The 25,687-nt window shown below is 74.0% G+C and carries 27 protein-coding genes; 12 read left to right on the top strand and 15 right to left on the bottom strand.

Going from position 1 to position 25,687, the window contains the following annotated elements:
- Positions 1-7 precede the first annotated feature (7 nt).
- Positions 8-742 (bottom strand): polyprenol monophosphomannose synthase, encoded by a 735-nt coding sequence (locus ACZ3TI_RS16380; RefSeq protein WP_465726884.1) that lies wholly within the window; start codon positions 740-742, stop codon positions 8-10.
- A 212-nt stretch (positions 743-954) separates the two neighbouring features.
- Complete coding sequence (locus ACZ3TI_RS16375) at positions 955-2,553, bottom strand: N,N-dimethylformamidase beta subunit family domain-containing protein (protein WP_465726883.1); 1,599 nt, start codon at positions 2,551-2,553, stop codon at positions 955-957.
- 469 nt (positions 2,554-3,022) lie between these two features.
- Here ACZ3TI_RS16375 and ACZ3TI_RS16370 point away from each other — a divergent pair, with 469 nt between their 5' ends.
- Positions 3,023-4,924: an APC family permease gene (locus ACZ3TI_RS16370; RefSeq protein WP_465726882.1), complete on the top strand. Its 1,902-nt coding sequence runs from the start codon at positions 3,023-3,025 to the stop codon at positions 4,922-4,924.
- Positions 4,925-4,967: 43 nt separating this feature from the next.
- On the opposite strand, the gene ACZ3TI_RS16365 is transcribed toward ACZ3TI_RS16370, so the two are convergent.
- Together ACZ3TI_RS16365 and ACZ3TI_RS16360 are read right to left on the bottom strand one after the other, a co-directional pair.
- The gene (locus ACZ3TI_RS16365) at positions 4,968-5,258 is read right to left on the bottom strand and encodes a hypothetical protein (RefSeq protein ID WP_465726881.1); all 291 of its coding nucleotides are present in this window, start codon (positions 5,256-5,258) and stop codon (positions 4,968-4,970) included.
- Between the two features lie 86 nt (positions 5,259-5,344).
- Complete coding sequence (locus ACZ3TI_RS16360) at positions 5,345-5,614, bottom strand: GlsB/YeaQ/YmgE family stress response membrane protein (protein ID WP_465726880.1); 270 nt, start codon at positions 5,612-5,614, stop codon at positions 5,345-5,347.
- Between the two features lie 270 nt (positions 5,615-5,884).
- Between ACZ3TI_RS16360 and ACZ3TI_RS16355 the strand changes: the two genes are divergently transcribed.
- Entirely contained in the window at positions 5,885-6,250 is a 366-nt protein-coding gene (locus ACZ3TI_RS16355) for a hypothetical protein (protein ID WP_465726879.1), read from the top strand.
- Between the two features lie 33 nt (positions 6,251-6,283).
- Here ACZ3TI_RS16355 and ACZ3TI_RS16350 read toward each other — a convergent pair whose 3' ends face one another.
- On the bottom strand, positions 6,284-7,084 hold the full coding sequence (locus ACZ3TI_RS16350; RefSeq protein ID WP_465726878.1) for a HEAT repeat domain-containing protein: 801 nt from the start codon (positions 7,082-7,084) through the stop codon (positions 6,284-6,286).
- A gap of 116 nt (positions 7,085-7,200) precedes the next feature.
- The gene (locus ACZ3TI_RS16345) at positions 7,201-7,911 is read right to left on the bottom strand and encodes a TetR/AcrR family transcriptional regulator (protein WP_465726877.1); all 711 of its coding nucleotides are present in this window, start codon (positions 7,909-7,911) and stop codon (positions 7,201-7,203) included.
- A gap of 123 nt (positions 7,912-8,034) precedes the next feature.
- Here ACZ3TI_RS16345 and ACZ3TI_RS16340 point away from each other — a divergent pair, with 123 nt between their 5' ends.
- Positions 8,035-9,234, top strand: coding sequence for an FAD-dependent monooxygenase (locus ACZ3TI_RS16340; RefSeq protein ID WP_465726876.1), 1,200 nt, complete (start codon positions 8,035-8,037; stop codon positions 9,232-9,234).
- A 21-nt stretch (positions 9,235-9,255) separates the two neighbouring features.
- Here the strand turns inward: ACZ3TI_RS16340 and ACZ3TI_RS16335 are convergent, their stop codons facing one another.
- Complete coding sequence (locus ACZ3TI_RS16335) at positions 9,256-11,100, bottom strand: hypothetical protein (protein WP_465726875.1); 1,845 nt, start codon at positions 11,098-11,100, stop codon at positions 9,256-9,258.
- Between the two features lie 351 nt (positions 11,101-11,451).
- On the opposite strand from ACZ3TI_RS16335, the gene ACZ3TI_RS16330 reads away from it, so the two are divergent.
- Both ACZ3TI_RS16330 and ACZ3TI_RS16325 read left to right on the top strand, forming a co-directional pair.
- Positions 11,452-12,084 (top strand): CBS domain-containing protein, encoded by a 633-nt coding sequence (locus ACZ3TI_RS16330; protein ID WP_465726874.1) that lies wholly within the window; start codon positions 11,452-11,454, stop codon positions 12,082-12,084.
- Positions 12,085-12,223: 139 nt separating this feature from the next.
- On the top strand, positions 12,224-12,874 hold the full coding sequence (locus ACZ3TI_RS16325) for a LamG domain-containing protein (RefSeq protein ID WP_465726873.1): 651 nt from the start codon (positions 12,224-12,226) through the stop codon (positions 12,872-12,874).
- 103 nt (positions 12,875-12,977) lie between these two features.
- Here the strand turns inward: ACZ3TI_RS16325 and ACZ3TI_RS16320 are convergent, their stop codons facing one another.
- Positions 12,978-13,382, bottom strand: coding sequence for a hypothetical protein (locus tag ACZ3TI_RS16320; RefSeq protein WP_465726872.1), 405 nt, complete (start codon positions 13,380-13,382; stop codon positions 12,978-12,980).
- A 150-nt stretch (positions 13,383-13,532) separates the two neighbouring features.
- On the opposite strand from ACZ3TI_RS16320, the gene ACZ3TI_RS16315 reads away from it, so the two are divergent.
- The gene (locus ACZ3TI_RS16315; RefSeq protein WP_465726871.1) at positions 13,533-13,883 is read left to right on the top strand and encodes an SHOCT domain-containing protein; all 351 of its coding nucleotides are present in this window, start codon (positions 13,533-13,535) and stop codon (positions 13,881-13,883) included.
- 120 nt (positions 13,884-14,003) lie between these two features.
- On the opposite strand, the gene ACZ3TI_RS16310 is transcribed toward ACZ3TI_RS16315, so the two are convergent.
- Positions 14,004-14,414, bottom strand: a complete 411-nt coding sequence (locus tag ACZ3TI_RS16310; RefSeq protein ID WP_189921741.1) for an organic hydroperoxide resistance protein — start codon at positions 14,412-14,414, stop codon at positions 14,004-14,006.
- A gap of 163 nt (positions 14,415-14,577) precedes the next feature.
- Between ACZ3TI_RS16310 and ACZ3TI_RS16305 the strand changes: the two genes are divergently transcribed.
- Together ACZ3TI_RS16305 and ACZ3TI_RS16300 are read left to right on the top strand one after the other, a co-directional pair.
- Positions 14,578-15,051: a MarR family winged helix-turn-helix transcriptional regulator gene (locus ACZ3TI_RS16305; RefSeq protein ID WP_465726870.1), complete on the top strand. Its 474-nt coding sequence runs from the start codon at positions 14,578-14,580 to the stop codon at positions 15,049-15,051.
- A gap of 259 nt (positions 15,052-15,310) precedes the next feature.
- Positions 15,311-15,883 (top strand): RNA polymerase sigma factor, encoded by a 573-nt coding sequence (locus ACZ3TI_RS16300; protein WP_465726869.1) that lies wholly within the window; start codon positions 15,311-15,313, stop codon positions 15,881-15,883.
- An 81-nt stretch (positions 15,884-15,964) separates the two neighbouring features.
- Here the strand turns inward: ACZ3TI_RS16300 and ACZ3TI_RS16295 are convergent, their stop codons facing one another.
- From ACZ3TI_RS16295 to ACZ3TI_RS16285, 3 genes are all read right to left on the bottom strand, one after another.
- Positions 15,965-16,678 carry a GAP family protein gene (locus ACZ3TI_RS16295; RefSeq protein ID WP_465726868.1) on the bottom strand — a complete coding sequence of 238 codons (714 nt, stop codon included), beginning with the start codon at positions 16,676-16,678 and terminating at the stop codon, positions 15,965-15,967.
- Positions 16,679-16,937: 259 nt separating this feature from the next.
- Entirely contained in the window at positions 16,938-18,350 is a 1,413-nt protein-coding gene (gene argG / locus ACZ3TI_RS16290) for an argininosuccinate synthase (RefSeq protein WP_465726867.1), read from the bottom strand.
- Positions 18,351-18,660: 310 nt separating this feature from the next.
- Complete coding sequence (locus tag ACZ3TI_RS16285; protein ID WP_465726866.1) at positions 18,661-19,320, bottom strand: rhomboid-like protein; 660 nt, start codon at positions 19,318-19,320, stop codon at positions 18,661-18,663.
- Positions 19,321-19,619: 299 nt separating this feature from the next.
- On the opposite strand from ACZ3TI_RS16285, the gene ACZ3TI_RS16280 reads away from it, so the two are divergent.
- On the top strand, positions 19,620-20,330 hold the full coding sequence (locus ACZ3TI_RS16280; RefSeq protein WP_465726865.1) for a rhomboid-like protein: 711 nt from the start codon (positions 19,620-19,622) through the stop codon (positions 20,328-20,330).
- An 80-nt stretch (positions 20,331-20,410) separates the two neighbouring features.
- Here the strand turns inward: ACZ3TI_RS16280 and ACZ3TI_RS16275 are convergent, their stop codons facing one another.
- Positions 20,411-20,797, bottom strand: coding sequence for a VOC family protein (locus ACZ3TI_RS16275; RefSeq protein ID WP_465726864.1), 387 nt, complete (start codon positions 20,795-20,797; stop codon positions 20,411-20,413).
- Between the two features lie 92 nt (positions 20,798-20,889).
- Entirely contained in the window at positions 20,890-22,044 is a 1,155-nt protein-coding gene (locus ACZ3TI_RS16270; RefSeq protein ID WP_465726863.1) for a methyltransferase, read from the bottom strand.
- 456 nt (positions 22,045-22,500) lie between these two features.
- Here ACZ3TI_RS16270 and ACZ3TI_RS16265 point away from each other — a divergent pair, with 456 nt between their 5' ends.
- Both ACZ3TI_RS16265 and ACZ3TI_RS16260 read left to right on the top strand, forming a co-directional pair.
- Positions 22,501-23,358 (top strand): MerR family transcriptional regulator, encoded by an 858-nt coding sequence (locus ACZ3TI_RS16265; RefSeq protein ID WP_465726862.1) that lies wholly within the window; start codon positions 22,501-22,503, stop codon positions 23,356-23,358.
- Positions 23,355-24,578 carry a glycosyltransferase gene (locus ACZ3TI_RS16260; RefSeq protein WP_465726861.1) on the top strand — a complete coding sequence of 408 codons (1,224 nt, stop codon included), beginning with the start codon at positions 23,355-23,357 and terminating at the stop codon, positions 24,576-24,578. The genes ACZ3TI_RS16265 and ACZ3TI_RS16260 overlap by 4 nt, the downstream gene beginning before the upstream one ends.
- Positions 24,579-24,629: 51 nt before the next feature.
- On the opposite strand, the gene ACZ3TI_RS16255 is transcribed toward ACZ3TI_RS16260, so the two are convergent.
- Positions 24,630-25,403: a class I SAM-dependent methyltransferase gene (locus ACZ3TI_RS16255; RefSeq protein ID WP_465726860.1), complete on the bottom strand. Its 774-nt coding sequence runs from the start codon at positions 25,401-25,403 to the stop codon at positions 24,630-24,632.
- An 88-nt stretch (positions 25,404-25,491) separates the two neighbouring features.
- On the opposite strand from ACZ3TI_RS16255, the gene ACZ3TI_RS16250 reads away from it, so the two are divergent.
- Positions 25,492-25,632, top strand: coding sequence for a hypothetical protein (locus ACZ3TI_RS16250; protein WP_465726859.1), 141 nt, complete (start codon positions 25,492-25,494; stop codon positions 25,630-25,632).
- Positions 25,633-25,687 lie beyond the last annotated feature (55 nt).

The raw sequence follows: 25,687 nt of genomic DNA, 5'->3' as shown, positions 1-25,687 counted from the left end.
TATGACCCTAGTTGTCGCGGTTGAAGCGCAGCTTCCAGGGGGCCAGCGCGGACTCGACCTGCACCGCCATGCTCATCTTCGAGGCACCCTCGATCCGCTCCTCGAAGCGAATCGGCACCTCGCGGATCGTCAGGCCGCGCTTGACCACCCGGTAGTTCATCTCGACCTGGAACGAGTAGCCGTTGCTCTGCACGGTCGGCAGGTCGATGGCGCGCAGGGTGCTCGCCCGCCAGGCCTTGAACCCGGCGGTGGCGTCCCTGACGCCCAGGCCGAGGATGGTGTTCACGTAGAGGTTGGCCCACGCGGACAGGGCCTTGCGGTGCCAGGGCCATTCGGCGGCGGTCGAGCCGCCGGTGACGTAGCGGGAGCCCAGCACCACGGCGGTGTCGTCGGCGAGCAGGGTGCGCACCATCTCGGGTATCGCCGAGGCCGGGTGCGAGAGGTCGGCGTCCATCTGGACCACGACGTCGGCGCCCTCGTCCAGGGCCCGGGCCATGCCGGCCAGGTAGGCGCGGCCGAGGCCGTTCTTCTCGGTGCGGTGCAGCACGCCGACGGTGCCGTCGGAGCCCGCGGCGAGCTTCTCGGCGATCTCGCCGGTGCCGTCGGGCGAGTTGTCGTCGACCACCAGCAGGTGGAGGTTCGCCACCGGCAGTTCCGCGAGCAGGCCCGCGAGGACCGGGAGGTTCTCCCGCTCGTTGTAGGTGGGGACGACCACAACGACCTTGGGGGAGGCCTCGACCATGTTCTGTTTCCCTCGTGCCCTCGCCGGTCGGCAGTCGTGCCGCACCGGTCGGTTCTGCCTGGATGACCTGCGCTGTACTGGACCGTGCGAGTGTATCCGGGACGCGCGCCCGCTCCCTTTCGGGGGCACCCGCCGGGGGGCACACTGCTTCTCGGACTCCGGCCCCGTCGAGACTCTCGCCCCGCCGCTGTCGGCCGGCTGAGCCGACCCCGTTACGCCGGGCCGTAGACGGTGGCGAGGTTGTCCTTGGCCGGGTGGGTGCGGCCGGCCGGGCCGGCGGCGAAGGTGCGCAGGACGTTCTCGGTGACCCTGCGGACCAGGTCCCCGGCGTGGGAGTCGATGCCGTGGTCGGCCTTGCCGCCGCCCGGGCCCCGGGCGTCGAGGGTCTCGACCCAGCGCATCGTGCCGGAGGCGAAGACCCCGGCGCCGCTCGGCACGGTGTAGTAGGCGGTGTCGGAGTGGGAGTGGCGGCCCTCGCAGACCACGGGGGAGTGGGCGATCACCTCGATCGGGCGCGGGGTGGGGAAGGCGGTGTCCACCCGGTCGTACTCGACGCCGACCAGGTGGGGGAAGGACGCCCCCGCCGCGACGCCCGTCCCCTCGAAGGCCCAGTGCTCGGGTGAGGAGACCACGTACGGGGCGTCGACCGGGTAGCCGTCGTAGATCACGCCGAGCATCGAGCTCTCCGGGTCCGCGCCCGGGCCGGCCCGGAAGTCGCTGGTCGCCGGGGAGCCCGCCTGGTAGCCCGGGTCCTGCGCCCAGGCGCCCTTGTAGCAGACCACCGTGCGGTCCGGGCCGAGGGCGGTCGGCTCGAAGCGGACCCGGCGGAAGCAGCAGTTGGCGCCCAGGACCGCCAGGTTGGTCCCGGTGTCGCGGGCCGCGACCACGTGGGCGCGCTGCTCGGGCGACCAGTACTCGTCGTGGCCCAGCGACACCACGGCGGTCGCGCCGACCAGCAGCCCCGGCTCGCGGGCCACGTCGATGCCGGTGGTGTAGGCGAGCGGCAGGCCCAGCCGCTCGACGAGGGCGATCAGCGGCGCCTCGTAGACCAGGAACAGCCCGGCGCCGTGGTCGTCGTCGTACGGACGGTCGAAGACGACCTTCAGCGACCGGGTGGCGAGGCCGCCGGTCGGGCCGTTGTAGAGGCTGTGACCGCCCCACTCGTTGTAGGCCTGCCAGGTCGCCGGGGCGCTCATGACCACGGTCTTCCCGGCGGTGACGGCCGAGCGGACGGTGAGCGGGACGTAGCGCCGACCGGTGCCGTCCTCGGCGTCCAGGCGCAGCAGGTAGGCGCCCTCGGGCCAGCCGGCGGTGTCCACGGCGAGGGTGCGCTGCCAGCCCGTCAGCACGGTGCGGGTCGCCGGGTCCACGTGCGGCGCGGGCTGCTTGCCGCCGGGGACGTGCTCGCGGCGCCAGACCAGACGGGCCCGGACGCCGTCGTACCAGCCCATCCGGTAGGCGGAGACGGTGAAGGCGGCGGCGGGGGTGGAGACGTGCAGTCCGAAGGGTTCCCCGGGTAGGACGCTGACCCGGTCGGCGAAGCCTTCGATGGCGGAGTCCGGACCGGGATCGGTGATCTCCCAGCCGGGGGTGCCGGGCAGGGACTGCTCGTGGGCCGGGTCGCTCGCCGGCCCGGCGGGTCGGGCGGTGCCGGCGTCACCCTCGCCGGTGCCACCCGTGCCGGGGGTTTCGGGGCGGCTGTCGGCGGGGTGGGCGGCGGGTGCGGCGTCCGGCCGGCGCGGGCCGCAGGAGGTGACGGCGGCCGCCATCAGGCCCAGGCCCAGGATCCCCCGCCGACTCGGTTCCGCCACCGCGGCCTCCCTGTGGTCCATGTGGTCTGTGTGGTCCGTGCGGTCCGTGTGGTTCGCAGCCCTGCCGATCGGCCCGCGCCGGATCCGGGGCGTCCACTCGGCAGGTCACCTCGTGCGTCAAGGTCGCACGTCAAGGTCGTACGTCAACTCGGTGCGTCAATGTGCGCGGACATCCTCGCCCGGGCGGGGGGTCGCGCGCGGCCCAACGCGCCGGGGCCGCCGGGCACGGTCGGGCACCGCCCGCCACCCGGGAGGGCCGTACGGGCGCACCCCGGCGTGTTTGCCCGCGCGGGTTCCCGGGCGGGCACGGTCCGTCACCTAGCCTGACCAGGCCCGCCGTCCGGCGGCCGCCGGGGGTCCGGGCCGTACGCGGCCGACTGAGTCGTGGACAGGGGTGAACGTGGTCTCGTCGGATTCGGCCGAGCCGGGGGTGCCGTCCGGGACACGGGGCGGGCGGTTCCGGGCGTGGATGCTGGAAGGCCTGGCGGACATGGCCAAGCAGCACCCCGGCCCGCACGCGCAGACGCCGGAGCACGAGGGCCAGAGCTGGTGGCGGGTCATGTGCCTGACCGGCGTGGACTACTTCTCGACCCTCGGCTACCAACCGGGCATCGCGGCCCTGGCCGCCGGACTGCTGTCCCCGGTGGCGACGGTCGTGCTGGTGATCGTCACCCTGCTGGGCGCGCTGCCGGTCTACCGGCGGGTGGCCCGGGAGAGCCCGCACGGTGAGGGGTCGATCGCGATGCTGGAGCGACTGCTCTCGTTCTGGCAGGGGAAGCTCTTCGTCCTGACCCTGCTCGGGTTCGCCGCCACCGACTTCATGATCACCATCACCCTGTCGGCCGCCGACGGGGCCGCCCACCTGGTGGAGAACCCGCACGTGACCGATGTGCTCGGCGGGAAGCAGATGCTGGTCACGCTGATCCTGGTCGCCCTGCTCGGGGCGGTGTTCCTGCGCGGTTTCGGCGAGGCGATCGGGGTCGCCGTGGTGCTGGTCGCCGTGTACCTCGCGCTCAACGTGGTCGTGGTGGCCAACGGCCTCTGGCACGTCCTGAAGGCGCCGAACCTCGTCACCGACTGGTCGGACGCGCTGACCGCCGAGCACGGCAACGTGATCGCGATGTTCGGCGTCGCGCTGACCGTCTTCCCCAAGCTCGCGCTCGGCCTCTCCGGCTTCGAGACCGGCGTCGCCGTGATGCCGCACATCCAGGGCGACCCGGAGGACACCGAGGCGAACCCGGTCGGCCGGATCCGCGGCGCCCGCAAGCTGCTCACCACCTCCGCCGTGATCATGAGCTGCTTCCTGATCACGACCAGTTTCATCACCACCGTGCTGATCCCGCCCGAGGCCTTCAAGCCCGGCGGGGAGGCCAACGGACGCGCCCTGGCCTACCTGGCGCACCAGTACCTGGGCAGTGCCTTCGGGACGATCTACGACCTCTCCACCATCGCCATCCTCTGGTTCGCCGGCGCCTCCGCGATGGCCGGGATGCTCAACCTGATGCCCCGCTACCTGCCGCGCTACGGCATGGCCCCGCACTGGGCCCGCGCCGTGCGGCCGCTGGTCATCGTCCTCACCCTGATCGCCTTCCTGGTCACCTGGATCTTCGACGCCAACGTGGACGCCCAGGGCAGCGCGTACGCGACCGGTGTGCTGGTGCTGATCAGCTCCGCCGCGATCGCCGTGACCATCGCCGCCCACAAGGCCGGGCAGCGGCGCTGGCGGGCGGGCTTCGCGGTGGTCTCCGCGGTGTTCCTCTACACCACGGCGGTCAACATCGCCGAGCGGCCCGACGGCGTCAAGATCGGCGCCTGCTTCATCGCGGGCATCATGCTGGTCTCCTTCCTCTCCCGGCTCAAGCGCGCCTTCGAACTGCGCGTCACCGACGTGGTGCTGGACGTCGTCGCGGAGCGGTTCGTCCGGGACTACATGCACCGCCCGCTGCGACTGATCGCCAACGAGCCGAACAGCCGGGACCTCGCCGAGTACCGCGACAAGATCCGCCAGATCCGCACCGACAACGACATCCCGGCCGAGGACGACCTGGTCTTCGTCGAGGTCACCGTGCTCGACCCGTCCGACTTCGAGGCCGAGCTGACCGTCCACGGCGAGGTGATGCACGAGCGGTACCGGGTGCTGTCGTTGGAGAGCTCCAGCGTGCCCAACGCGCTGGCCGCCCTGCTGCTGCAGGTGCGCGACCTGACCGGGCAGCAGCCGCACATCTACTTCGAGTGGACCGAGGGCAACCCCTTCGCCCAGTTCCTGCGGTTCTTCCTGTTCGGGCAGGGCGAGATCGCCCCCGTGACCCGCGAGGTGCTGCGCGAGGCCGAGCCGGACCGCTCCCGCCGGCCCGCCGTGCACGTGGGCTGAGCGACCGGTCGTGCCCGCGGGCGCAGGCGGGCGCGCGCGGACGTCAGCAGCGGAAGGACGCCTCGTCGCCGCGGATGTGCAGCAGGAAGTCGTCCACCGGGCCGTCCGGGGCGACCAGCGTCAGCTCGTCTATTCGGTCGTAGGCGCGCTCGAAGCCCCCGTAGTCCCCGGCGTCCACCAGGGCGGCCGACTCGTCGAACCAGGGCTTCACCTCGGCGAAGCCCGGCTCGGGGACGAAGCGGCCGTGCAGCCAGGGCCAGTCCATGTCGTCCACGAGGATCTCCCCGAGCGGCTCCTCGCCGCGCTGCAGCCGCCAGACACTCCGGATGGTCATCCGTGCACTCCTCCCGCCCCGGGCCCGTCCCGTGAGCCCTGGCAGGAGTCTTGCACGCGGCACTGACAATCCGGCCCGGCGCCGGGTCAGCGGCTCTGACGGGACCGGCTCCAGGCGGGTGCGACCAAGGCCACCAGGCCGACGGCGAAGGCGAGCTGGAGGATGTGCCGGATCCAGTCGATGCCCCCGGTGTGGCGCACGCCGATCCAGCCGGAGACGGCGTTGCCGAGCCAGGCCCCGGCGGCGCCGAGCAGCATGGTCAGCCACCAGGGGATCGACTGCGGCCCGCGCAGGATCAGCTTGGCGAGGACGCCCAGCACGAAGCCGATGAGCAGAATCCACAGGAGCTGGAACATCGCAGTCCACCTTCCGGGCGCCACCGGAGCCGACCGGTGCGCCGAATCGCCGAAGACGCGGTTCGTCCCATGATCACCCGGATCGGCCGAACGGGCATGTCGGCGGGGAGGACCGCAGGCCACGGGCGTGACGACGGGGTGGGTCGGGCACGGAGGGGCGAGAATGCGCCGCCGGTCGGGCCGGAAAGGCGCTGTCCGTCCTGCCGGCGGCACCGGTAGGAAGGGGCGGTGACGCGGAGGTGCCGTGTCACCGAGAGGAGCCGAACCCCCGTGACACGACTTCGCGCCGCCGTGCTGACCGTGGGCGCTGCCGCCGCCGCTCTCACCCTGACCATGGGTACCGCCCAGGCCGCGCCCGGCGACACCAGCACCATGTGCTCCTCCTCGCTGACGCCGGGCGGCTACGTGGACATGCAGTGGTGGAACAGCTCCGGCTGCGGCTCCGGCTTCAACCCGAACACCAAGAAGATCATGCAGCTCACCGGCTACCCGGTCGGCACCGTGGTCAACGCCTGCGCCTCCACCTGGCCGCCGGCCGGCTGGACCATCGTCAGCAGCTTCTTCAGCGCCGGCTGTCAGTACTCCTCGGTGCCGAGCCTCAACAACAACAGCTGGCAGCTGAAGCGCGTCTCCTGACGGCAGCGCACCACCCGGGGGCGGTGCGGAACCTCAGCGGTCCCGCACCGCCTCGACGGCCTCGCGGACATCCGGGTGCGGATCGTCCGCGAGGCCGTCCAGCAGTTCGCTGACGCCCGGGGTGGACCAGGTGCCGACGGCCCAGACCAGCTCCGTGCGTACGGCCTGGTCGGGGTGGGCGGCCAGGCGGGCCAGGGCGTCCACCGGGCCGCGGCGGCGCATCCCGAACCAGTGCAGGGCGGCCCGCAGCTCGGCCGGGTCGCCGGGGTCACCGGCCGCCTCGACCCGGGCGAGCAGGACCGGGACGGGCGGCGGCGGGCCGTCCAGCGGGTGCGGGTGGCGCTCGCGCAGGCGGCGGCCGCCGTACTCACCGCGGATCCGGCAGCCGAAGCAGGTGCAGGGCCGGGTGCCGTGCGCGTTCGGCAGGTAGCGCCAGCCGGCGACCTGCGGCACGGCGCGGATCCGGTGCACCTCGCGGGCGCCCACCGGGCGCGGCACGAAGACCTCCCAGCCGCGCGGATCGGGCAGCGCGCCGATCCGCCGGACCGCCTCGGCGGCGGACGCCGACTCCTGGGCGCCCCGGGCCCGGTCGCGGTAGTGCCCGGTCAGCACCTCCTGCGCGTCGTCCAGCCGGACGTGCACCGCGGCCAGGGAGCCCTTGGGCCCGAACCGGGCCAGCTCGCGCAGCCACTGGTGGGTCAGCGTGTACGAGGGCAGTACGGGGAAGCAGTAGAGCCCGCGCGCCCCGTCCTGGCCCCGGCTGTCGGCCCGGATGCCGGAGCGGCGGATGCGCGGCGCGTTGGCCGCGGCGGTCAGGTGCACGAACATCGCCATGGGGCGCGATCGTAGCGAGCGGGCGGGCGAAGCTCCGACCGGTCTTCCGGGTCGGTCCCGCCGGGCCCGGCCCGGGTTCGCCGCGCCCGCGCCGTGTCGCCGCGCCCGCGGCCTCGCTAGGCCTGCTGGGTGCGGCGCTCGATCAGGGCGGCCAGGCCGTCCAGGATGCGCTCGAGGCCGAAATCGAGGGCCTGGTCGCGGCCGGCGGGCTCGGACATGGCGGCGGCGACGGCGGGGTAGCGATCGGCGTGCCGGCGCACCACGGTGCCCAGGGCGGTGAGGAATTCGGCCTCGGGGGATCCGGAGGGGCCCGCGGCACGGGAGTGTTCGGCGATCCCGCGGACGTGCCCGGCGAGCAGGACGGCGGCGTCCATCCGCTCGGGGCCGGTCAGCCCGTGGCCGTCGAGCGCCGCCACCACCCCCTCCAGCCAGGAGAGTTCCTTCGGGCCGATGATCCGCGGGCCGACGGTGGCGTCGAGCAGCCACGGGTGCCGGACGAAGGAGGCGGCCAAGTGGCGGGCCCAGGCGGTGAGTCGGTCCCGCCAGCCGGCGCCGTCCGCGGGCAGCGGGGGCTGGTCGAACGCCGACTCGACCATCAGGGCGATCAGTTCGGCCTTGCCGGGGACGTAGCGGTAGAGCGACATCTTGGTGAAGTCGAGCAGCCCGGCCACCTTCTGCATCGAGACCGCGCCCAGGCCCTCCGCGTCGGCGACCTCCACTCCCGCGGCGGCGATCCGCTCCAGGCTGAGGGCCGGCTTCGGCCCCCGGGTCGGCTTGGCCGGCGGGCCCCAGAGCAGCCGCACCGTGTCGTTCGCCGCCTCGCTCATCGTCCGCTCCTGTCCTGGCTTCCGCCTCGGGGGTTGCCTGTCCGCTCCAACTGTGTCTACCGTACACAGCAACAAACAGTGTCTGCCAGACGCAGTTTCTCGATCCTCGGACGGAGTGGTCCCATGAGCACCAAGATCCTGATCTCGGGCGCGAGCATCGCCGGCCCCGCGCTGGCCCACTGGTTGGGCCGGTACGGCTTCGAGGTGACGGTGGTCGAGCTGGCCCCGGCGCTGCGCGACGGCGGCCAGGACGTCGACTTCCGCGGGCGCACCCACCTGACCGTGCTGGAGCGGATGGGCGTGCTCGACGAACTGCGCTCACTCGGCACCGGCGGCAGCCCGATGACCTTCGTGGCCGCCGACGGGCGCCGGCTGCTGCACCTGCCCGCCGAGTTCGCGGGCGGCGACGTGGAGGTCCCGCGCGGGGAGCTCGCCCAGCTGCTGTACCGGCACAGCAGCGCCCGCGCCGAGTACGTCTTCGGCGACTCGATCACCGCGCTCGAGGAGACGCCGAGCGGCGTCCGGGTCGCCTTCCGGCACGGCGCGCCGCGCGAGTTCGACCTGGTGATCGGCGCCGACGGCCTGCACTCCACGGTCCGTCGGCTCGCCTTCGGCCCGGAGGAGCGCTACGTGCGCCACCTCGGCTACTACGCGGCCACCTGGCAGCTGCCGAACGACCTCGGACTGCCGGTCGGAGCGGTGGGCCTGAACGTCCCCGGGCGGCTGATGTCCGTCGGCGCCACCCACCGGGACCCGAGCAGGGCGGGCGCGTTCTGCCTGTTCGCCTCGCCCGAACTGCGCTACGACCGCCACGACCAGGCGCAGCAGAAGGCACTGGTCCGGTCCGCCTTCGCGGGCCTCGGCTGGCGGGTGCCGCAGCTGCTGGAGAGCCTGGACGCCGCCCCCGAGCTGTACTTCGACTCCATCAGCCGGTCCGACGTGCCGACCTGGTCGCACGGCCGGATCGCCCTGATCGGCGACGCCGCGTGCGGCGCGACCATCGGCGGCATGGGCACCGGTACGGCCGTGGTCGCCGCGTACGTCCTGGCGGGCGAGCTGGCCCGGGCGGGCGGTGACCACCGCGCCGCCTTCGCGCGGTACGAGCAGCTGCTGCGCGGCTACGCGCAGGGCTGCCAGAAGGGCGGCGACCGCACCGGGCCGTTCCTGGCACCGCGCACGGCGACCGGGCTGCGGTTCCGCAACGCGGTCCTGAACCGGCGGTGGGCGCTGGACCGGATGCTGGAGCTGGGCAAGGAGGTCAGCAGCGTCGAACTGCCGGACTACGAGGCGGAGCCCTCCCGTGCGGCCGATGCCGCGGGCTGAGCGGACTCCCGGGTGCGGGGCTCAGTGCGGCGGGCCGATGCGGGTGCCGTTGTCGAGGAGCGCCTCCACCTGGACGGCCGTGCGGGCGGAGCGCTCGACGGCGAGGGTGCGGTCCGGGACGGGCCGGTCGGCGGACCAGTCCGGGCCCTTGACGGTGAGCCGGGTGGCCCGGCGGCTGCCCGCGGCGAGCAGGTACTCGGTGCCCTGCGGGGAGCGCCACCACGTCCAGGCCACCGTGTCCTGCTCGAACCGGCTGCACGCCCGGCCGGGGCCGCCGCCAGTGCACTGCGGGCCGCGGGCGGTCGGCAGGACGACGGCGGTGGCGGCGCTGCCCTCGCCGTTCCAGCGGTCGGCGCGCAGGCACACCCAGGCGGCCGAGCCCGCGTTCTGCGGCAGCGGCTGGACGGCGAAGGCCCACAGGTTGAGCTGCTTGACGCCCGGTTTGCCGTCCGGGACGGCGCAGCCCGCCCGTGACCAGGCCTGCAGCGCGTCCTGGGCGGTGACCTCGCGCGGCTCGGGGGCCGGCTGGGCGGACGGGGAGCGGTCGGGCTGACTGCGGTCGGACGGGGCGCGGTCCGGCGGCGGGGCGTAGGTGAGGTGCGCGGGGACGAGGCCGCCCAGGTCGGCCAGCAGGAAGACGTGCTTCTCGGCGACCACCGGGGAGGAGCGCAGTTGGAGCAGGGAGGCGCCCTGGCAGTCGGCGAGCCCGCCGCCGGGAGCGGCGGCGGTGATGCCCCCGGGGTGGTCCAATGGGCGGGCGGGGGCGTCGGGTTGGTCGATCCGGCGGGTCTCGGCGGAGTCCACCCAGGGTGCCAGCAGGTAGCGGACGGCGGCGCCCGGGCGGCGCAGTGCCACCGCGCCCGCCGTGGTCAGGTCAGAGTCGTCGGCCCGGGCGAGGTCGAGTCCGCCGTCGCTGCCGTCGGTGTAGCGGGCGATCCGCCGACCGTCGTACAGCACCACCACGCCGGTGCCCTCCACCGTTCCGGCGAACAGCAGGTGCGGCGCTTCGGCGGGCGGAGCGGTGTCCGTGCCCACTTCGGCGCGGGTCTGCGGGCCGGGCCGCGCCCAGGCGGTCAGCGCGCGGCCGAGCAGCGCGCCGTCCTCGCGGCGGTCGCCCCGGGCGGGCCAGGCGGAGAAGTCCACCCGGGCGGTGTGCTGCCACGCGTCCGGTGCCACCCGGACCAGCCGGGCCGGGTCGACGGCGCCCGGCGGGAGCGCGGAGGCCGGACCGGCGGGCGCCGTGGCGGCGGAACCGCCCAGCACGGCGGCCGTGGTGGTGAGCCCGAGCACGCCGACCGCCAGCGCCGCGGTCAGTGTCCGGCGGCGGCGCAGCAGGTCGGTGGGCTGCACCCGGACGGCGCACGGGTCGAATGCGGCCGGCTCCCGGTCCGGGCCGGACGGGACCGCGGCTGCTGCGGCGACCGCCTCGTGAGGCCGTGCCACCCCCGCCTGCCGGAGCACCTCGGCGGCCTGGTCCGCGGTCAGCGCCTCGACCGTGCGCAGGGCGAAGGCCGCCCGGGCCGGGGCGTCGAGCGCCGCGAGCGCGTGGTCGAGCCCCGCGTCCTCCTCGCCGCCGTGCGGGGTGAACAGCCGCAGCCCCCAGACCCGGGGTGCCAGCAGCCGGGCGGCCGGGTGCGGGCGGAGCGCGGCGCGCAGAACCCGTAGGCGCAGCGCGGCGTACACCGGGTCCGCCCCGGTGGCCGCCGGTTCGTCCCGGCGGGGCCAGCGGGAGGGCAGCGCGCGCTGGACGGCGGCGTGGGCGGCGAGCACCCGGCTGTGCCGGTCACGGTCGGCGGGCAGGGCCAGGTAGGCGAGCCGGACCAGCCTGCGGTAGTGGCGCACCAGCGCGGCCTCCGCCTGCGCCACGGGACGCGCCGCGACTCCCTGGGCCGGCGGTGCCGCGCCCACCGTCCGTCCTGGCAAAGGGGCCTCCCGTAAGCCGTGGTGCTGTCGTGGTGGACGGTCCAACGAGTCGATCATGTGATGGTTGCGCCGTCCGGGGTGGCGGGCGCACCACCGGGGCGCGGAGGGGGAGGCATGAGGGCCGCGTTCGCGGTCCGGGGCCCAAGGTCCCACCCGTTCGGCCCCTTGGCCCCTGGCGGTCGTGGCCGCCGCGCGCCATGCTGCGGGTAACCGGCCGGGACGATCCGCGCCCGGTCGGACCAGCAGCGTTGGACGAGGTGAACCGGCGTGCGGCATGCCACCGTCGAATCCGTGATGACCAGCCCCGTGGTCCTGGTCTCGCCCGAGACCGGGTTCCGGGAGATCGTGGCGCTGCTGAGCGAGTACCACATCACCGGGGTGCCGGTGGTGGACCCGGAGGGGCGGCCGCTCGGCGTGGTCTCGGAGGCCGACCTGCTGCGGACCCTGGCCGCGCAGGAGGATCCGGGCAGCCTGCTGCCGGGGCCCGAGTCGGCGCAGGCCGGCCCGGACGGCGAGGTCACGGCCGCCGGCCTGATGACGGCTCAGCCGGTCTGCACCACACCCGGCACCAGCGTGGTCGCGGCCGCCCGCACGATGAGCCGGCACGGGCTGAAGCGGCTGCCGGTGCTGGACGAGGAGGGGCGGGTCATCGGCATGGTCAGCCGGGGCGACCTGCTGCGGGTGTTCCTGCGCGAGGACACGGTGATCCGGCGGGAGATCGTCGAGGAGGTGCTCGGCCGGATCGACGGGGTCAGCCCGGCCGAGATCGGGGTGGAGGTCACCCAGGGGCGGGTGGTGCTCAGCGGCACCGTGCCCGAGGCGCACCTGGTGCCGATCGTGCTCAACCTGTGCCGCTCGGTGGACGGCGTGGTGTCGGTGACCGACCGGCTCGGGGCCGGGACCGGGGGCGCGGCTCCGGTCGGCTGATCCGCAGCTCCGCGGTGGCTGCCAGGTCCGGCCCGGACCCGGGTGGCCCGCTTCGCATACAGCGGAGCGTATCGGGTAACTCACTTTGTGTGCCTGGCTGATCGGACTGCCGGGGCACCGGGGCACCGGGGAGGCGGCCGTGACAGTCGTGTTCGACGCGGACTTCACTTCGACCAGGCAGTGGATCGCCGGGCGCAGCAGCGCCTATCCCCGGATGGGGCCGACCAATCGGAGCGATCACAAGCTCGACTACCTCGTCCGCGACTACTGCCCCGGCGGCGTGTTCACCGCCACCCGGCGGCACAGCGGCGGGCTGTGGAGCTGCAACCTGCTGACCACCGAGGGCAGCCCCGACGGCTTCCAGGTCCACACCGGGGACGTGCTGTCGGCGAGCGTGACGCTGCCGGTCGAACTGGGCGCCTGGCCGGCGATCTGGACCTGGCGGGACGGCGGCAACGAGGTGGACCTCTTCGAGTACCACCCCGACAACCCGGACCTGCTGGAGATCTCCAACCACGTCCGGGGCGGCTTCCGGTACTGGCACGGCGGCGGTGCCGGGATCGCCCCCGGCGCGACCTTCGCCCTGCGGGTGGTGCTCGGCGCGCACTCGGTGGACTGGTACGTCGAGGACGAGCTGGTCTACGCGGACCTGCACGGGGTGGGGTCCGGCTGGCACGCGTACCTGATCGTCAACCTGTCGGTTGCGGACGGGACGTACCACGACCGGCCGCCGATCGGCGGTCCGGACCGGCTCAGCTGGGTCTGCCACAGCCTGCGGGTCGAGCGCTGAAGGCTACTCCGGCGTACGACCGCGACCCGCCGTTCACGGCTTGTGGTTCCCGGCCTGCGGTTGACGGCTTCTGGTCTCGCGGCCTGTGGTTCACAGCTGTGATTCACGGCCTGTGGTTCACGGGTGCGAAGGCGGCGGTGATCGGCCCGTGCGGGCCGGAGCGCTGGAACCAGACCGCGCGGCGGTGCGGGCCGATGTGGGCGGGGTCGGTCACGTACAGGTCGTCGCGCGGGGCGCGCTCGTTGCCCGGGGCGAGGGCCGCGTCCACGGCCTGGCCGGCGATCGTGTGCAGCAGGGCGGTGGCGGTGGCCTCGGCGGCGGACGGTGCGATGGCGAGGGCGGTGAGTTCGGCCCAGAGTGCGGTGGCGACGTAGGCGATCGGGGAGCGGCCGAGCGCCGGGTGGGGGCTGGGGTCCGCATGGCGCCGCAGCACCCCGGCGGCGACGAGCTGCTCGGGGGAGCGGCCGTCGTCGGGCGGGTGGTGCGTCATGCGCGGGTGCGGGGTCACGAGCGGCACGCTACCCCGCGGGCGCCCGCCTGTGCGCAGGAACGTTTTCTCAGGCTTTCTTCACAGCGCTTTCACCGCTGACGGGCGCACGATGGTGGTAAGGCGCTGATCACCTCGGCGGGCCCGGGCGGGCCGGAGGAGGAGGTCCTGATGAGGCACTGGCATGGGTACGGGCACGACCACGGCATGAACGGCTGGGGCGTCGGGCTGATGGTGGTCGGATCGCTGCTGCTCCTGGCGCTGATCGTGGTCCTCGCCGTCGTCCTGTTCCGGTACGTCTCGCGCTCGCGGCAGCCGATCCCGTACGGTCCGGCGGCAGCGGGCGCCGGCGGGCGCGGACCGGGTGGCGCGCGCGGCTGGGGGTCGGGGCCGACCCCGGAGCAGGTGCTCGCGGAGCGGTTCGCACGGGGCGAGATCGACGCGGAGGAGTACCGGCACAGACTGGAGACGCTGCGCTCGGCGAACGGGCCGGGAGGCGGCGGGCCCGGCGGGGTGGAGTAGGGGCGCAGCCGGGGGCGGGGCGCGGCTCCGGGCATGGCGGTGGGCCCGCCGCACGTGCTGTGCGGCGGGCCCGGTGTGCCTGCGGAGGCTACGCGCCGTATGGCGGGTCGCAGAGCGTGGTCACTCGACGACCAGCTCGACCGGGATGTTGCCCCGGGTGGCGCGGGAGTACGGGCAGACCTCGTGCGCCTGCTTGACCAGCAGCTCGCCGGTCTCGCCCGCGAGGGACTCGGGCAGCTCGACGCGCAGCACGACGGCGAGGCCGAAGCCGGCGCCGTCCTTGCCGATGGACACCTCGGCGGTCACCGAGACCTCGCTGGTGTCCACCCGGGCCTGGCGGCCGACCAGGCCGAGGGCGCTCGCGAAGCAGGCGGCGTAGCCGGCCGCGAACAGCTGCTCGGGGTTGGTGCCCTGGCCGTTGCCGCCGAGCGCCGGCGGCATCGCCAGCGCGAGGTCCAGCTGCCCGTCGGAGCTGACGGCGCGGCCCTCCCGGCCGTTGGCGGTGGCGGCTGCGGTGTAGAGCGCGTCCATGGTCGGTTCCCTTCGTGGTGCTGCGGTTGTTCGGATGCGGAGGGGCCCGGTGGCGTCGCCGTTCGTTCCGGTGACTGTCCGGTTCCCTGCCGCGCTCCAAGTAGAGCACGCAATTCAATTGCGCACAACTCAATGGTGCGAACCTGATCGGTACCATGGATCCATGACCACGCTCCCCGGCATGGCGGACGAGGAACTGCTCCGCCTCGACCAGCAGATCTGCTTCTCGCTCAACGCGGCCTCGCGCGCCTTCGGTGGTGTCTACCGGGTGCTCCTGCGGGACCTCGGGCTGACCTACCCGCAGTACCTGGTGATGCTGGTGCTCTGGGAGGACGGCGAACTGCCCGTCAAGCGGATCGGCGAGCGGCTGCGGCTCGACTCCGGCACGCTCTCCCCGCTGCTCAAGCGGCTCGAGGCGGCCGGGCTGGTGCGCCGCGAGCGAAGCCCGCAGGACGAGCGGTCGGTCACCGTCGCCCTCACGGCCGAGGGGTCGGCGCTGCGCGAGCGGGCCGGGCAGGTCCCGCGCCGGCTGCTCGCCGCCACCGGGCTGCCGATCGAGGACCTGGCGGCGCTGCGCGGACTGCTGGAGCGGGTGACCGCCGCGATGGACTCGGCGACGGTCGAGCCCGCGCCGTAGGGGTGGTGTCGCGGGGCTTGTCAAGCCGGCGCCTCGCGAGGTGTGATCTGGGTCACGTGGCGGGCGTTCCGGTGGGGCTGGAGCGCCCGAACCGGCAGGTCAGCGGTGCTGTTCGGAAGTGAACGGAAACGTTCGCCGATTTTCCGCCCGATCCGGTCAACATCCGGTGCCTCCCGGACGGTTACACCACGAGCCCCCGACGGGGCCGTCGGCGTACCACCCGGTGGGCCGGCCAGCGGACCCACGAAAGGGGGCGTGCATGGACGACCCCGGGCCGGGCGAGGAGCGGGGCCTGCGGGCGTACCCGCTCGGTGACCCGCCGACCGACTTCGAGGCCTTCTTCGCCCGCGAGAACTCCGGCTACCTCCGCTACGCCCAGCAGCGCCTGCGGCACCGCGAGGACGCCCAGGACGCCGTCCAGAGCGCCGGCACCACGCTCTACAAGAACTGGCGCCGCGCCCTGGCCAGCGTCGATCCGCAGGCCTTCGCCTTCAAGGTCGTGAAGGACGCGGTGGTCGATGTCCTGCGCGAGCGCCGCCGCGCCGAACGCAGACGGCTGCGGGTGATAGCCCAGCATCGACCCGACACCAGCCACGACGAACTGGACGAGCTCGCCGAACTCGACGCCCTGGACTGGGCGATGGACGAGCTCGCGCGCGCCGCGCCGATCCAGGCCGACGTGGTCCGGCTGCGCCGGGAGGGCCTCTCGTACCACGACATCGGCCGCTCGCTCGGCATCGCGCACACCACCGCGCGGACCTACTACAGCCTCGGACGGCGCCACCTCGACTACCTGCTGGAACACCCGGACGAGGGCGGGGCGGAGGCGTGAGGGCGGGGGTCGCGAAGGGCGTGGACCTGCTGCGGGCGCGATTCGCCGAGCGGGGCCGGCTCGCCGGCGCGAGCGCGTCGATCAGGTGAGCCCGGAGAGTGCGTCGCCCAGGTATTCGGCGCCGAGCACGACCGGGACGGTGGTCAGGATCGCGGCCTGGTGAGTCGCCGTCCAGGCCCGCCACTCGCCGAGGGTCCGGGCGGAGCGGTCCCCGCCGCGCAGGTGGACCGCGAGCGGCAGGAGCGTGCAGAGCGACCCGATCACCACCATCAGTGCCGCTGCCGTGGTCATGGCTCCGGGGCCGCACCCGGTGGCGGCGATCGAGGCGGCGCCGCCGACGGCGGGGAGCAGGGTTTTCGGACTGCCCACGACGAGTCCGAGCGCGAGGCCTGTGGACCTGGTGGCCGGATAGCGGTCGATCGCCCGCAGCCAGGCGGGTGGTGCCGTGACGTGGCCCGCGCGGGGGCGGTCGCGCCACTTCCGCGCGGCGGAGAGGACGAGCAGTGTCCCGAGGCCGAGTTTGAGCCAGGACGACCAGGTGGGCGTGGTCTGGGCCCGGCCCAGCGCGCTGCCGGCCGCCACGACCACGGCGACCAGCGCGGCGAGCCCGAGCACCCAGCCGGCCGCGAAGGCGAGGCTGGTGGTGCGGCCGCTCCGGTCGGTCCGGCCGGTCGGTCCACTCCGGCCACTCCGGCCGCGTGGGGTGGTGAGGATCAGGATCACGGCGATCAGCGGCAGCGGGCTGATCGCGACCGCCACCGCCGAGGCCAGCATCGAACCGACCGCTTCACCCATCGCGGTTCCTGCCTTCCCGTCGCCGGGCGCCCGTCCGCCATTCAGCTACGGCGGGGACCGGGGTGCACGGTCGGGTCGGCTGTTCGGGTGAAGCCGGGGGGAAGGAAGTCGCTGGCCGGGCGTGCGGGCGGGAACGGCGGAGGCCGCCGCACCGGTGTGGTGCGGCGGCCTCCTCGGGTGCGCTCCGGCGTGCCGGCCGGTGCCGGATGCGTCGGTGCCGGACGCGTCGGTGCCGGACGCGTCGGTCGGTCCGCGCGGGTCAGTCGGTGCCGGACTCGATCGCGGCGTGGTCGAGCGCGTTGGACTCCTCCGCGTCGCCGGTGCCCGCGGCGATCGGGGCGGCTCCGCCCGGGGCGAGCTCGCCGATCAGGCCGCTCCACGGCGCCAGCTGGCCGTGCACCGCGTACTGCTCCAGCTTGCTGCGCGAGTCGGCGATGTCGAGGTTGCGCATGGTCAGCTGGCCGATGCGGTCGTCCGGGACGAACGCGGCGTCGACGCTGCGCTCCATCGACAGCTTCTCGGGGTGGTAGCTGAAGTGGGGGCCCTGGGTGTCGATGACCGAGTAGTCCTGGCCGCGCCGCAGCCGCAGGGTGACGCTGCCGGTGACCGGGTGGCCGATCCAGCGCTGCATGCTGTCCCGGAGCATCAGCGACTGCGGGTCGAACCACCGGCCCTCGTACAGCAGCCGGCCGAGGCGGCGGCCCTGGGTGTGGTAGGTGGCGAGGGTGTCCTCGTTGTGGATGGCGTTCAGCAGGCGCTCGTAGGCGATGTGCAGCAGCGCCATGCCGGGGGCCTCGTAGATGCCGCGGCTCTTGGCCTCGATGATCCGGTTCTCGATCTGGTCCGACATGCCGAGGCCGTGGCGACCGCCGATGCTGTTGGCCTCGTGGACCAGGTCGACGGCGCTGGCGAACTCCTGGCCGTTGATCCGGACCGGGCGGCCGAACTCGAACTCGACGGTGATGTCCTCGGTCTGGATCTCGACCGCAGGGTCCCAGAAGGCCACGCCCATGATCGGGCTGACGATCTCCATCGAGGCGTCCAGGAATTCCAGCCGCTTCGCCTCGTGGGTGGCGCCCCAGATGTTGGCGTCGGTGGAGTAGGCCTTCTCGGCGGAGTCCCGGTACGGCAGGTCGCGCTCGGCGAGCCACTCGGACATCTCCTTGCGGCCGCCGAGCTGGTCGACGAACGCCTGGTCCAGCCACGGCTTGTAGATCCGCAGGCTGGGGTTGGCGAGCAGACCGTAGCGGTAGAACCGCTCGATGTCGTTGCCCTTGTAGGTGGAGCCGTCGCCCCAGATGGAGACCCCGTCCTCCTGCATGGCGCGGACCAGCAGGGTGCCGGTCACGGCGCGGCCGAGCGGGGTGGTGTTGAAGTACGTCTGCCCGGCGGAGCGGATGTGGAACGCGCCGCAGGCGAGGGCGGCCAGGCCCTCCTCGACCAGCGCGGCCCGGCAGTCGACCAGCCGGGCCTGCTCGGCGCCGTACGCGCGGCCCCGGGCCGGGACGTCGGCGAGGTTCGGCTCGTCGTACTGGCCGATGTCGGCCGTGTAGGCGTACGGCAGCGCACCGTGCTCGCGCATCCACGCGACGGCGACGGAGGTGTCCAACCCACCGGAGAATGCGATGCCGATCCGTTCACCGACCGGCAGCTTGCTCAAGACCTTCGACATGGATGCACCCTATGACCCGCGCGGGCGGGCCCCTGATTCAGCGATGTGTGACGGGATTCGGCGTATTCGATCCGATGCCCGCACTCTGGCATAGATTTGCAGAGTACCGCAAGAGCATGCGATCGAGTCGATGGGGACGGCTGCGTGCGAGACGGTCCTCCGGCGGTGGTCGGTCCGGTCAACTCGCTTGTTCGGTGGACGTGTTGGGGGTGGTGGGTCGAGCCTGTGGAAGTGGGGGGACGGCGACGGGCCGGATCCCGAGGGGAGTCCGGCCCGTCCTGCTGGTGCGGTGTCAGCGGTGTCAGCGGTGTCAGCGGGGTGCGGGGGCCGCCCGGGCGCGCAGCCAGACCGTCCGGGAGGCGAGCACGCCGAGGCCGAGCGCGACGAGGTGCCCGGCGTCGGCGAGTTGCTGGTTCAGCGCCCAGGCGGTGGCAAGGGCCAGGGCGAGCGCCGGGAGGCCGTAGCGGCGCAGCGGGGCCGGGCCCAGGGCGAGCAGGCATGCGCCGGTGGCGACCAGGCCGTAGCTGATGCCGACGTCCCTGGCCCGGGAGAGCGCGCCGGGGATGTGGGCGGTCAGCATCACCCACATCGCGCCCTCGGTGAGCAGGGTGGCGCCGACGTGACCGAAGGCGAAGACGGCGGCGGCCCGGGCGGGGCCCCAGCGCCACTCGGCCAGGCCCAGGACGACCGCGACCGCCGCGATGCCCGCCCAGGCCGGCACGCCGTCGACCACCAGTCCGCTGGTGATGACCGTCCACCACTTGCCGACTTCCATGTGGTGAACGTTGCTGCTGTTGTGCCGGACGAACCTGGCCCGCTCGGCGTGGCCCTGGCCGGCGAGCCAGGAGGCGGTGAGGGTCAGCAGCAGGACGTACGCCGCGGTGAGCCGCAGACGGGCGGCGGCTCTCCACGCGGGGTGCCGGGAGGCCTCGGTGTCGGTCGGTGGTCTCGTGTCGAGCCGATCGCTCATCGTGCCTGGTGCCCTTGCTCTGCGGGTTCCCGGTGCCGGCACGCCCGGTGCGTGGCCGGAGGGGTCGTGGCCGGGAGAGTCAGGGCGCCAGCGTACGTCAGCGGCAGGTGGCGGCCGGGAGCCGGCCGGGCGTCGGTCGGGTGGGCGGTCGGGAGTCGTGGTCGGGCGGGCGGTGGGAGCGCTGGGAGCGGTGAGGGGTGCGGGTGGGGGTGGCGACGGATCACCCGGACGGGCTGCCGCGGCGGCGGGCGGCGGTCGGGCGGGGTGAGGGTGGGTGGGGGAGTGTCGAGGAGGCGTCGATGGCCGGCAGCACCGTGACGGGCTCCGAGGTGCGCCGGCGGCCCCGGTGGGCGCGGACCGCCCGCGCGGTGTGGGCCTACGTCCGGCGCGCCCCGGGCACCTACGCCTGGCTGGCGATCCTGCTCGTCACCACCCAGGTGATCCGGCACGTCGACCCGTCGACCGCCGACCGCATCCTGGAGCGGCGCTCGACCAACCTGCACCACCTGCAGACGTCGCCGGTCCGCGTCCTGGTGACCAGCGCGCTGTGGATCGCGGGCGGCGGATGGCTGGCCTACTTCCTCCTCTACAACCTCTTCCACGTGCCCGCCGAGCGCTGGCTCGGCACGCTGCGCTGGATCTCGGTGGCGCTGCTCGCGCACGTCGGCGCGACTTACCTCAGTGAGGGCGCGCTCGGCTGGGCGATCCACCGCGGGCTCGCCTCCCCGAAGGCCGTCTTCACCCTCGACTACGGCGTCAGCTACGCGCTCGCCGGGGTGGTCGCGGTGCTCACCTACCTGGTCGTGCGGCCCTGGCGGTACCTGTACGCGGCTGGGGTGCTGGTCGTCTACGGCCTGGGTCTCCAGCAGAGCCGGGACTACACCGGCGTCGGCCACTTCAGCGCGGCGCTGATCGGCTTCGCCTGCTACCCGCTGACCCGGGACCGCCCGGGCGCCTTCGACCCGGTGGCCGCGGTGCGCGCGGTCCGGCGTCGGGTGCGCGGGCGGTGACCTCAGGGCGGCGACCAGCTCCGTCGGACAGCCGCTCCCGCTGCCGTCCGACGGAGCTACGGGTGTGGGGCGGGCGGGTGTTACGTGGTGGTGAGTTCGTTCACGCAGAGGATGTTTCCTTCGCTGTCCTTGAACCAGGCGGCGCGCAGGCCGTCGGCCTCGGCAATGCCGTTGACGGTTTTCAGGCCGGGGAAGTCGTAGTCCTCGAAGGTGATGCCGCGGCTGCGCAGAGCCGCCATCTCGGCGTCGAGGTCGCTGACCTTGAAGCTGGCGAGCGTGTGGGCGGCCTGGCCGCCGCTGGGTGTCTCGTAGACGCCGAATTGGGTGCCGCCGCACTGGAACGTGAGTCCCTGTGGGTTCTCCTCGGTGAGCTTCAGACCGAGGGTGTCGGTGTAGAACGCCTTGGCGCGGGCCAGATCGGCGGCTGGGATCATGGCCAACAGGGGTGCGTCTCCAAGCATGTCCATCGCCTCCTACCACCAGGCTAGGTACCTCGGGGCGGGTGTGCCCACGGGTGGGATCGGTCGGCTCCACGGTGTGTGCGGCGGGTGGCTGGGCGTTACGCGGGGGCGAGCCTCCAGAGCGAGGTGACCTCGGCGGCACGCGCGGTCCGGAGCGGGTCGGCCCGGCGGGGCGCGGTGGCCCGCGGGTGGCGGGGGACGGTGTCGAGGCGGCCGGTGACGCGCAGGCCAGCCCCGGCGATGGCGTTGTGGAGGTCGGCCCGGGAGCGCAGGCCGAGGTGCTCGGCCAGGTCGGAGAGGACGAGCCAGCCTTCTCCGCCGGGCAGTAGACGGCCGGCCAGACCGTCGAGGAAGCCGTGAAGCATGCTGCTGCCCTGGTCGTAGACGCCCCGGTCGAGGGCGGAGGTCGGTCGACCGGGGAGCCACGGGGGATTGCAGACGACCAGGGCGGTCCGGTCGTCGCCGGGCGGGTAGAGGGCGGTGCCGGCGGTCTCGATGCGGTCGGCGAGACCGAGGAGGCGGGCGTTGTCGCGGGCGCAGTCGAGCGCCCGGGGGTTGGCGTCGGTGACCAGGACCCGGCGGAGGCCGCGCCGGGCGAGGACGGCCGCGAGCACCCCCGTGCCGGTGCCGAGGTCGTGGGCGGTGGGGTGGAGGAGGGCGGCCGGTGGCAGTGGCGCCCGGGCGACGAGGTCGACGTACTCGCCGCGGACCGGCGAGAAGACCCCGTAGTGCGGGTGGATGCGGGCGCCGAGTGCGGGGACCTCGACGCCCCGGATGCGCCACTGGTGGGCGCCGATCACACCGAGGAGTTCGCGCAGGGACACGATTCTGTTGTCAAGGAACGGTCCATAGGCCGCCAGGCAGGCCTCGCGGACGTCGGGGGCTCGGTCGAGCCGTACACGGTGGCCCGTGTCCAGCGGCACCAGCAGCATGCCGAGGACGCGCGCGAGGCGGGCGCGCTCGCGGCGGTGCTGCCGGAAGGCCTCGGCCGGGGAGTCGGATGCGGATCGGGGTCGGCGCCGCTCGGCGCGGCGGCGCATGGCGTGCAGGAGACGGAGCGCATCGGGGTAGCCGCCCTGCCAGAGCAGGGCGGTGCCCTCGCAGGCGAGCCGGTAGGCGGCCTCGGCGCGCAGGGAGTCGTCGGCGGCGATCAGGCGGCGCGGCGGGGGCGTGCCGTTCTCGCTGTGCCAGGTGGCGGGCAGGGCGCAGAGCGTGGGCAGGGTGACGGTGGTGGGCCGGTGGGTGTCGGACACCGGGGCTCCTCGTGGTCGAACGTGCAAGGGGGCACGAAGAGCACTTCGACGAGGAGGTGAGCAGCAGGTGCGCCGAGCCGTGGCGCCGCTGGGGTGTGGGCAGACGTCAGGCCGGGTGCGGCTCACGCGTCGAAGCGCGAGCCGGGGTGTCACCGAGCACGAGGCCCGGCACAGCTGCTGGTCGTATACCGCTGATCATGGCGGGCCTCCCTTCTGAAAACGTTGGTCCTGCACGGCTGTTCGTACGCTTTCACGCATCGCGGTCAGTTCGCAACCGATTTATCACCGGTCCTGCAGTCGGCCGTCCGACGCGCGCTCCGGGACGCCGGGACGCGGGTTGACCCTTACCCCACGTCAGGCCGCACGGTGGGGCGCAGCGGAACGCGCGGATGCACGGATGCACGGATGCACGGCGGTATCGGATGCGCGGAGGTAACGGATGCACGGGAGGGACTCATGAGTTGGTCGGTGGGACAGGTCTCAGGATTCGCCGGGGTCACCGTTCGGACCCTGCACTACTACGACCGGTCCGGGCTGCTGTCGCCCAGCGAACGCAGCCCGGCCGGCTACCGGCTCTACAGCGGCGCGGACCTCGCCAGGCTCCAGCAGATCCTCTTCTACCGGGAACTCGGCTTCCCGCTCGAGGAGATCGCCGACATCCTGGCGGACCCGCAGGCCAACGCCCTCGACCACCTGTTGGCCCGACGACAGGCGCTCACCGAGCAGATTGCCCGGCTGCAGAAGCTGGTCGACGTCGCCGAGCGCGCCATCGAGGTCCAGCGCACGGGGGTCGAACTCGGCCCGGAGGAGCGCTTCGAGGTCTTCGGCGACGTCGTCTTCGACCTCAGCTACGCCGCCGACGCCCACCTCAAGTGGGGTGAGCGGGAGAGCCACCAGGAGGCCCTGGCCCGCGCCGCCACCCACTCGAAGGAGGACTGGCGGCAGCTGATGGCGGAGGCCGCGGAGTGGCGCGGACGGCTGCTGGACGCCTTCGACCAGAGGCTGCCGGCCGACCACGAGGCCGTGCTGGACCTCGCCGAGGAGCACCGACAGCACATCACCCGCTGGTTCACGCCCTGCCCGCCCGAGATGCACTGCCGGATCGCCGACGACTACGAGGCGGACGCCCGCGCCTTCGCCCTCGTCGTACCGGCCGCCGATCAGCGCCCCGGGCTGGCCGGCTACCTCCGTACCGCCATCGGCCGCAACGCCGAACGGCACGGCGCGGGCGGCGACTCCGAGGTGACGGGATTCGAGGCGACCGGATGCACCACGACGCGATCCGAGGCGACGCGGTCCGAGGTGGCACGATGAGGATCCTCCTGATGGCCGCGGGCTCCCACGGCGACGTCGCGCCCTACACCGGACTCGGGGCGCACTTGCGCGGTGAGGGGCACCACGTCGCGCTCGCCGCGCCGGAGACCTTCCGCGAACTGGTGGTCGACAGCGGCCTGGAGTTCCGCCCGCTGCCGGTCGACCCGCGTGGGACGCCCGCCCGTTCGGAGAGAGGCCGGACCGAACTGCTCACGCGGGCGGCCGCGTTCATCGAGCGGCTCGGCGACGGGCTCGCCGACGCGGCTGCGCCCGGCGCCGACCTGCTCCTGCTCGGCACCACCACCGCGCCGCTGGGCTGGCACCTCGCCGAGGCGATGGACGCGCCCAGCCTCGGGGTCTACCTCCAACCCACCCTGCCGACGCGGGAGTTCCCGCCGGTCGTCGGCGGCACCCGCTCGCTGGGGAGGTGGGGCAACCGAGCGGCGGGCGCACTCGGCCAGCGGGTCGTGGACCGCCTGCACGCCGAGGCCGCGCGGCGGTTGCGGTCGCGGCTGGGCCTGCCCGCGCGCACCCAGGGGGCGCGGCGGCGGGCCGTGGAGCAGGGCAACTGGCCGGTGCTGCACGGGTTCAGCCCCACCCTCGTGCCACGCCCGGCCGACTGGCGGCAGGGTTTGCGGGTGGTCGGCAACTGGTGGCCGCACGTTCCGGCGGACGACCGGCTCCCGGCCGAGGTCGAGGACTTCCTGCGGGCCGGGCCGCCGCCGGTGTTCATCGGCTTCGGCAGCATGGCCGCCGGGCAGGGCGAGCGGTTGGGGGCCCTGGCGGTGGACGCGCTGCGGCAGGCGGGTGTCCGCGGTGTGCTGCAGGCGGGCTGGGCGGGGATCTCCGGTGAGGGGGACGACGTGCTGAGCGTCGGTGCGCTGCCGCACGTCCACCTCTTCCCCCGCATGGCGGCTGTCGTGCACCACGCCGGCGCCGGCACGGCAGCCGCGGCGCTGCGCGCCGGTGTCCCGAGCGTGCCCGTGCCGGTGATGGCCGACCAGCCCTTCTGGGCCGACCGGCTCGTGCGCGTGGGTGCGGCCACCGTGCCGGTCCGGTTCGCCGATCTGACGGCCGGCAGCTTGGCGGAGGCCATCCGGCAGGCCGTCACGGACGCGTCGCTGCGCACGCGGGCGCAGGCGGCGGCCAGCGCGATGGCGGGGGAGGACGGGGCGGCGCGGGTCGCGGAGGCGGTGGCGGCGTTGGCGGGTGGTCGGTAGGAGGTGGCGGCGTTGGAGGGGGGCGGTAGGCGGTGCGGCAGGAGAAGCGGGTCAGGGCGTCCGGGCGGTCAGGACGGGCTGGAAGAACCCGGTGTCGGCGGGGGCCTTCCAGTCGGTCCCGGTGAAGCCCGCCCCGGTGGCGAACGCGCTCACCTGTGCCTGGGTGAGGGCCCAGTAGGTGGAACGACGGACATCGACCCGCCACTGTCCGTCCGTGCCGGGCAGCAGCTGGAAGAGTTCCAGGTCGTACCGCTCGCCGTCCTCGTGCCACTGCCAGAGCTGGAAGACGACGGACCGCTGTCCGTCCGCTTCGGAGGTCTGGGGTGGGGTGGAGGACGGTCGGCTGCGGCGCAGTTCGTCGTACGGGCGGGTGGTGAGCAGGAGCAGACCGCCGGGGCGCAGGACGCGGCGCATCTCGCCGAGCGCGGCCAGGACGTCCTCCGGGGTGAGCAGGTGGGGCAGCGCGTTGTCGGCGCAGACGACCACCTCGAAGCGGGCATCCGGGAAGGGGAGTCGCCGCATGTCGGCGGCTGCGGTGGGGAGTTCGAGTCCGCGCCGGGCGGCCTCGGCGGCGGCGCGGCCGACGGCGACCGGGCTGATGTCGGTGCCGGTGACCCGGTGCCCGAGCCCGGCCAGCCCGACGGCCTGGGTGCCGATCCCGCAGGCGCAGTCCAGCACGTCGGTGGCGCGGCCGCCGAGCCGGTCGCGGATCAGGGCGTCCAACGCGGCACCCTGGCGGGCGACGGAGGCCTCCCAGTCAGGGTAGAGGAGGTGGTAGCCGGCGGCGAAGTCGTCGTAGAACCGGGCGATGGGGGAGCGGGCCATGGCGCTATCCTCGCCGGGTCGCACCGGCGCGGCGTAGCGGTTTTCCGAAGCCGAAGCCACAGGGTGGAACGGGGGAGGGGAGGAACGGGTGGACCCCGCGAAGGACCGGCCGACGGGCTCGGCGGAGCAGCCCGTCGGACTGCCCGAACTGCCCGAGGTCGCCGCCGCGAGCGTGGACGTGCGGGTCGGGCTGGTGCTGCGGTACGGGCGCGGCGCCGGACAGGGGTGAGCGCACGCGCGGCCCGGAAATCTGTGGCCGTTCGGTGCCGGCGCCGGGATGATGC

It is taken from the genome of Kitasatospora sp. NPDC023120, assembly GCF_055560835.1.
This window is presented reverse-complemented; position numbering and strand designations above follow the sequence as displayed.

Bases quoted from the DNA above. Each gene is read 5' to 3' on its own strand.
- ACZ3TI_RS16380 (WP_465726884.1), bottom strand. From the start codon at position 742: ATGGTCGAGGCCTCCCCCAAGGTCGTTGTGGTCGTCCCCACCTACAAC.
- ACZ3TI_RS16370 (WP_465726882.1), top strand. From the start codon at position 3,023: ATGCTGGAAGGCCTGGCGGACATGGCCAAGCAGCACCCCGGCCCGCAC.
- ACZ3TI_RS16365 (WP_465726881.1), bottom strand. From the start codon at position 5,258: ATGACCATCCGGAGTGTCTGGCGGCTGCAGCGCGGCGAGGAGCCGCTC.
- ACZ3TI_RS16360 (WP_465726880.1), bottom strand. From the start codon at position 5,614: ATGTTCCAGCTCCTGTGGATTCTGCTCATCGGCTTCGTGCTGGGCGTC.
- ACZ3TI_RS16350 (WP_465726878.1), bottom strand. From the start codon at position 7,084: ATGGCGATGTTCGTGCACCTGACCGCCGCGGCCAACGCGCCGCGCATC.
- ACZ3TI_RS16345 (WP_465726877.1), bottom strand. From the start codon at position 7,911: ATGAGCGAGGCGGCGAACGACACGGTGCGGCTGCTCTGGGGCCCGCCG.
- ACZ3TI_RS16340 (WP_465726876.1), top strand. From the start codon at position 8,035: ATGAGCACCAAGATCCTGATCTCGGGCGCGAGCATCGCCGGCCCCGCG.
- ACZ3TI_RS16330 (WP_465726874.1), top strand. From the start codon at position 11,452: ATGACCAGCCCCGTGGTCCTGGTCTCGCCCGAGACCGGGTTCCGGGAG.
- ACZ3TI_RS16315 (WP_465726871.1), top strand. From the start codon at position 13,533: ATGAGGCACTGGCATGGGTACGGGCACGACCACGGCATGAACGGCTGG.
- ACZ3TI_RS16310 (WP_189921741.1), bottom strand. From the start codon at position 14,414: ATGGACGCGCTCTACACCGCAGCCGCCACCGCCAACGGCCGGGAGGGC.
- ACZ3TI_RS16305 (WP_465726870.1), top strand. From the start codon at position 14,578: ATGACCACGCTCCCCGGCATGGCGGACGAGGAACTGCTCCGCCTCGAC.
- ACZ3TI_RS16300 (WP_465726869.1), top strand. From the start codon at position 15,311: ATGGACGACCCCGGGCCGGGCGAGGAGCGGGGCCTGCGGGCGTACCCG.
- ACZ3TI_RS16295 (WP_465726868.1), bottom strand. From the start codon at position 16,678: ATGGGTGAAGCGGTCGGTTCGATGCTGGCCTCGGCGGTGGCGGTCGCG.
- argG (WP_465726867.1), bottom strand. From the start codon at position 18,350: ATGTCGAAGGTCTTGAGCAAGCTGCCGGTCGGTGAACGGATCGGCATC.
- ACZ3TI_RS16285 (WP_465726866.1), bottom strand. From the start codon at position 19,320: ATGAGCGATCGGCTCGACACGAGACCACCGACCGACACCGAGGCCTCC.
- ACZ3TI_RS16280 (WP_465726865.1), top strand. From the start codon at position 19,620: ATGGCCGGCAGCACCGTGACGGGCTCCGAGGTGCGCCGGCGGCCCCGG.
- ACZ3TI_RS16275 (WP_465726864.1), bottom strand. From the start codon at position 20,797: ATGGACATGCTTGGAGACGCACCCCTGTTGGCCATGATCCCAGCCGCC.
- ACZ3TI_RS16265 (WP_465726862.1), top strand. From the start codon at position 22,501: ATGAGTTGGTCGGTGGGACAGGTCTCAGGATTCGCCGGGGTCACCGTT.
- ACZ3TI_RS16260 (WP_465726861.1), top strand. From the start codon at position 23,355: ATGAGGATCCTCCTGATGGCCGCGGGCTCCCACGGCGACGTCGCGCCC.
- ACZ3TI_RS16255 (WP_465726860.1), bottom strand. From the start codon at position 25,403: ATGGCCCGCTCCCCCATCGCCCGGTTCTACGACGACTTCGCCGCCGGC.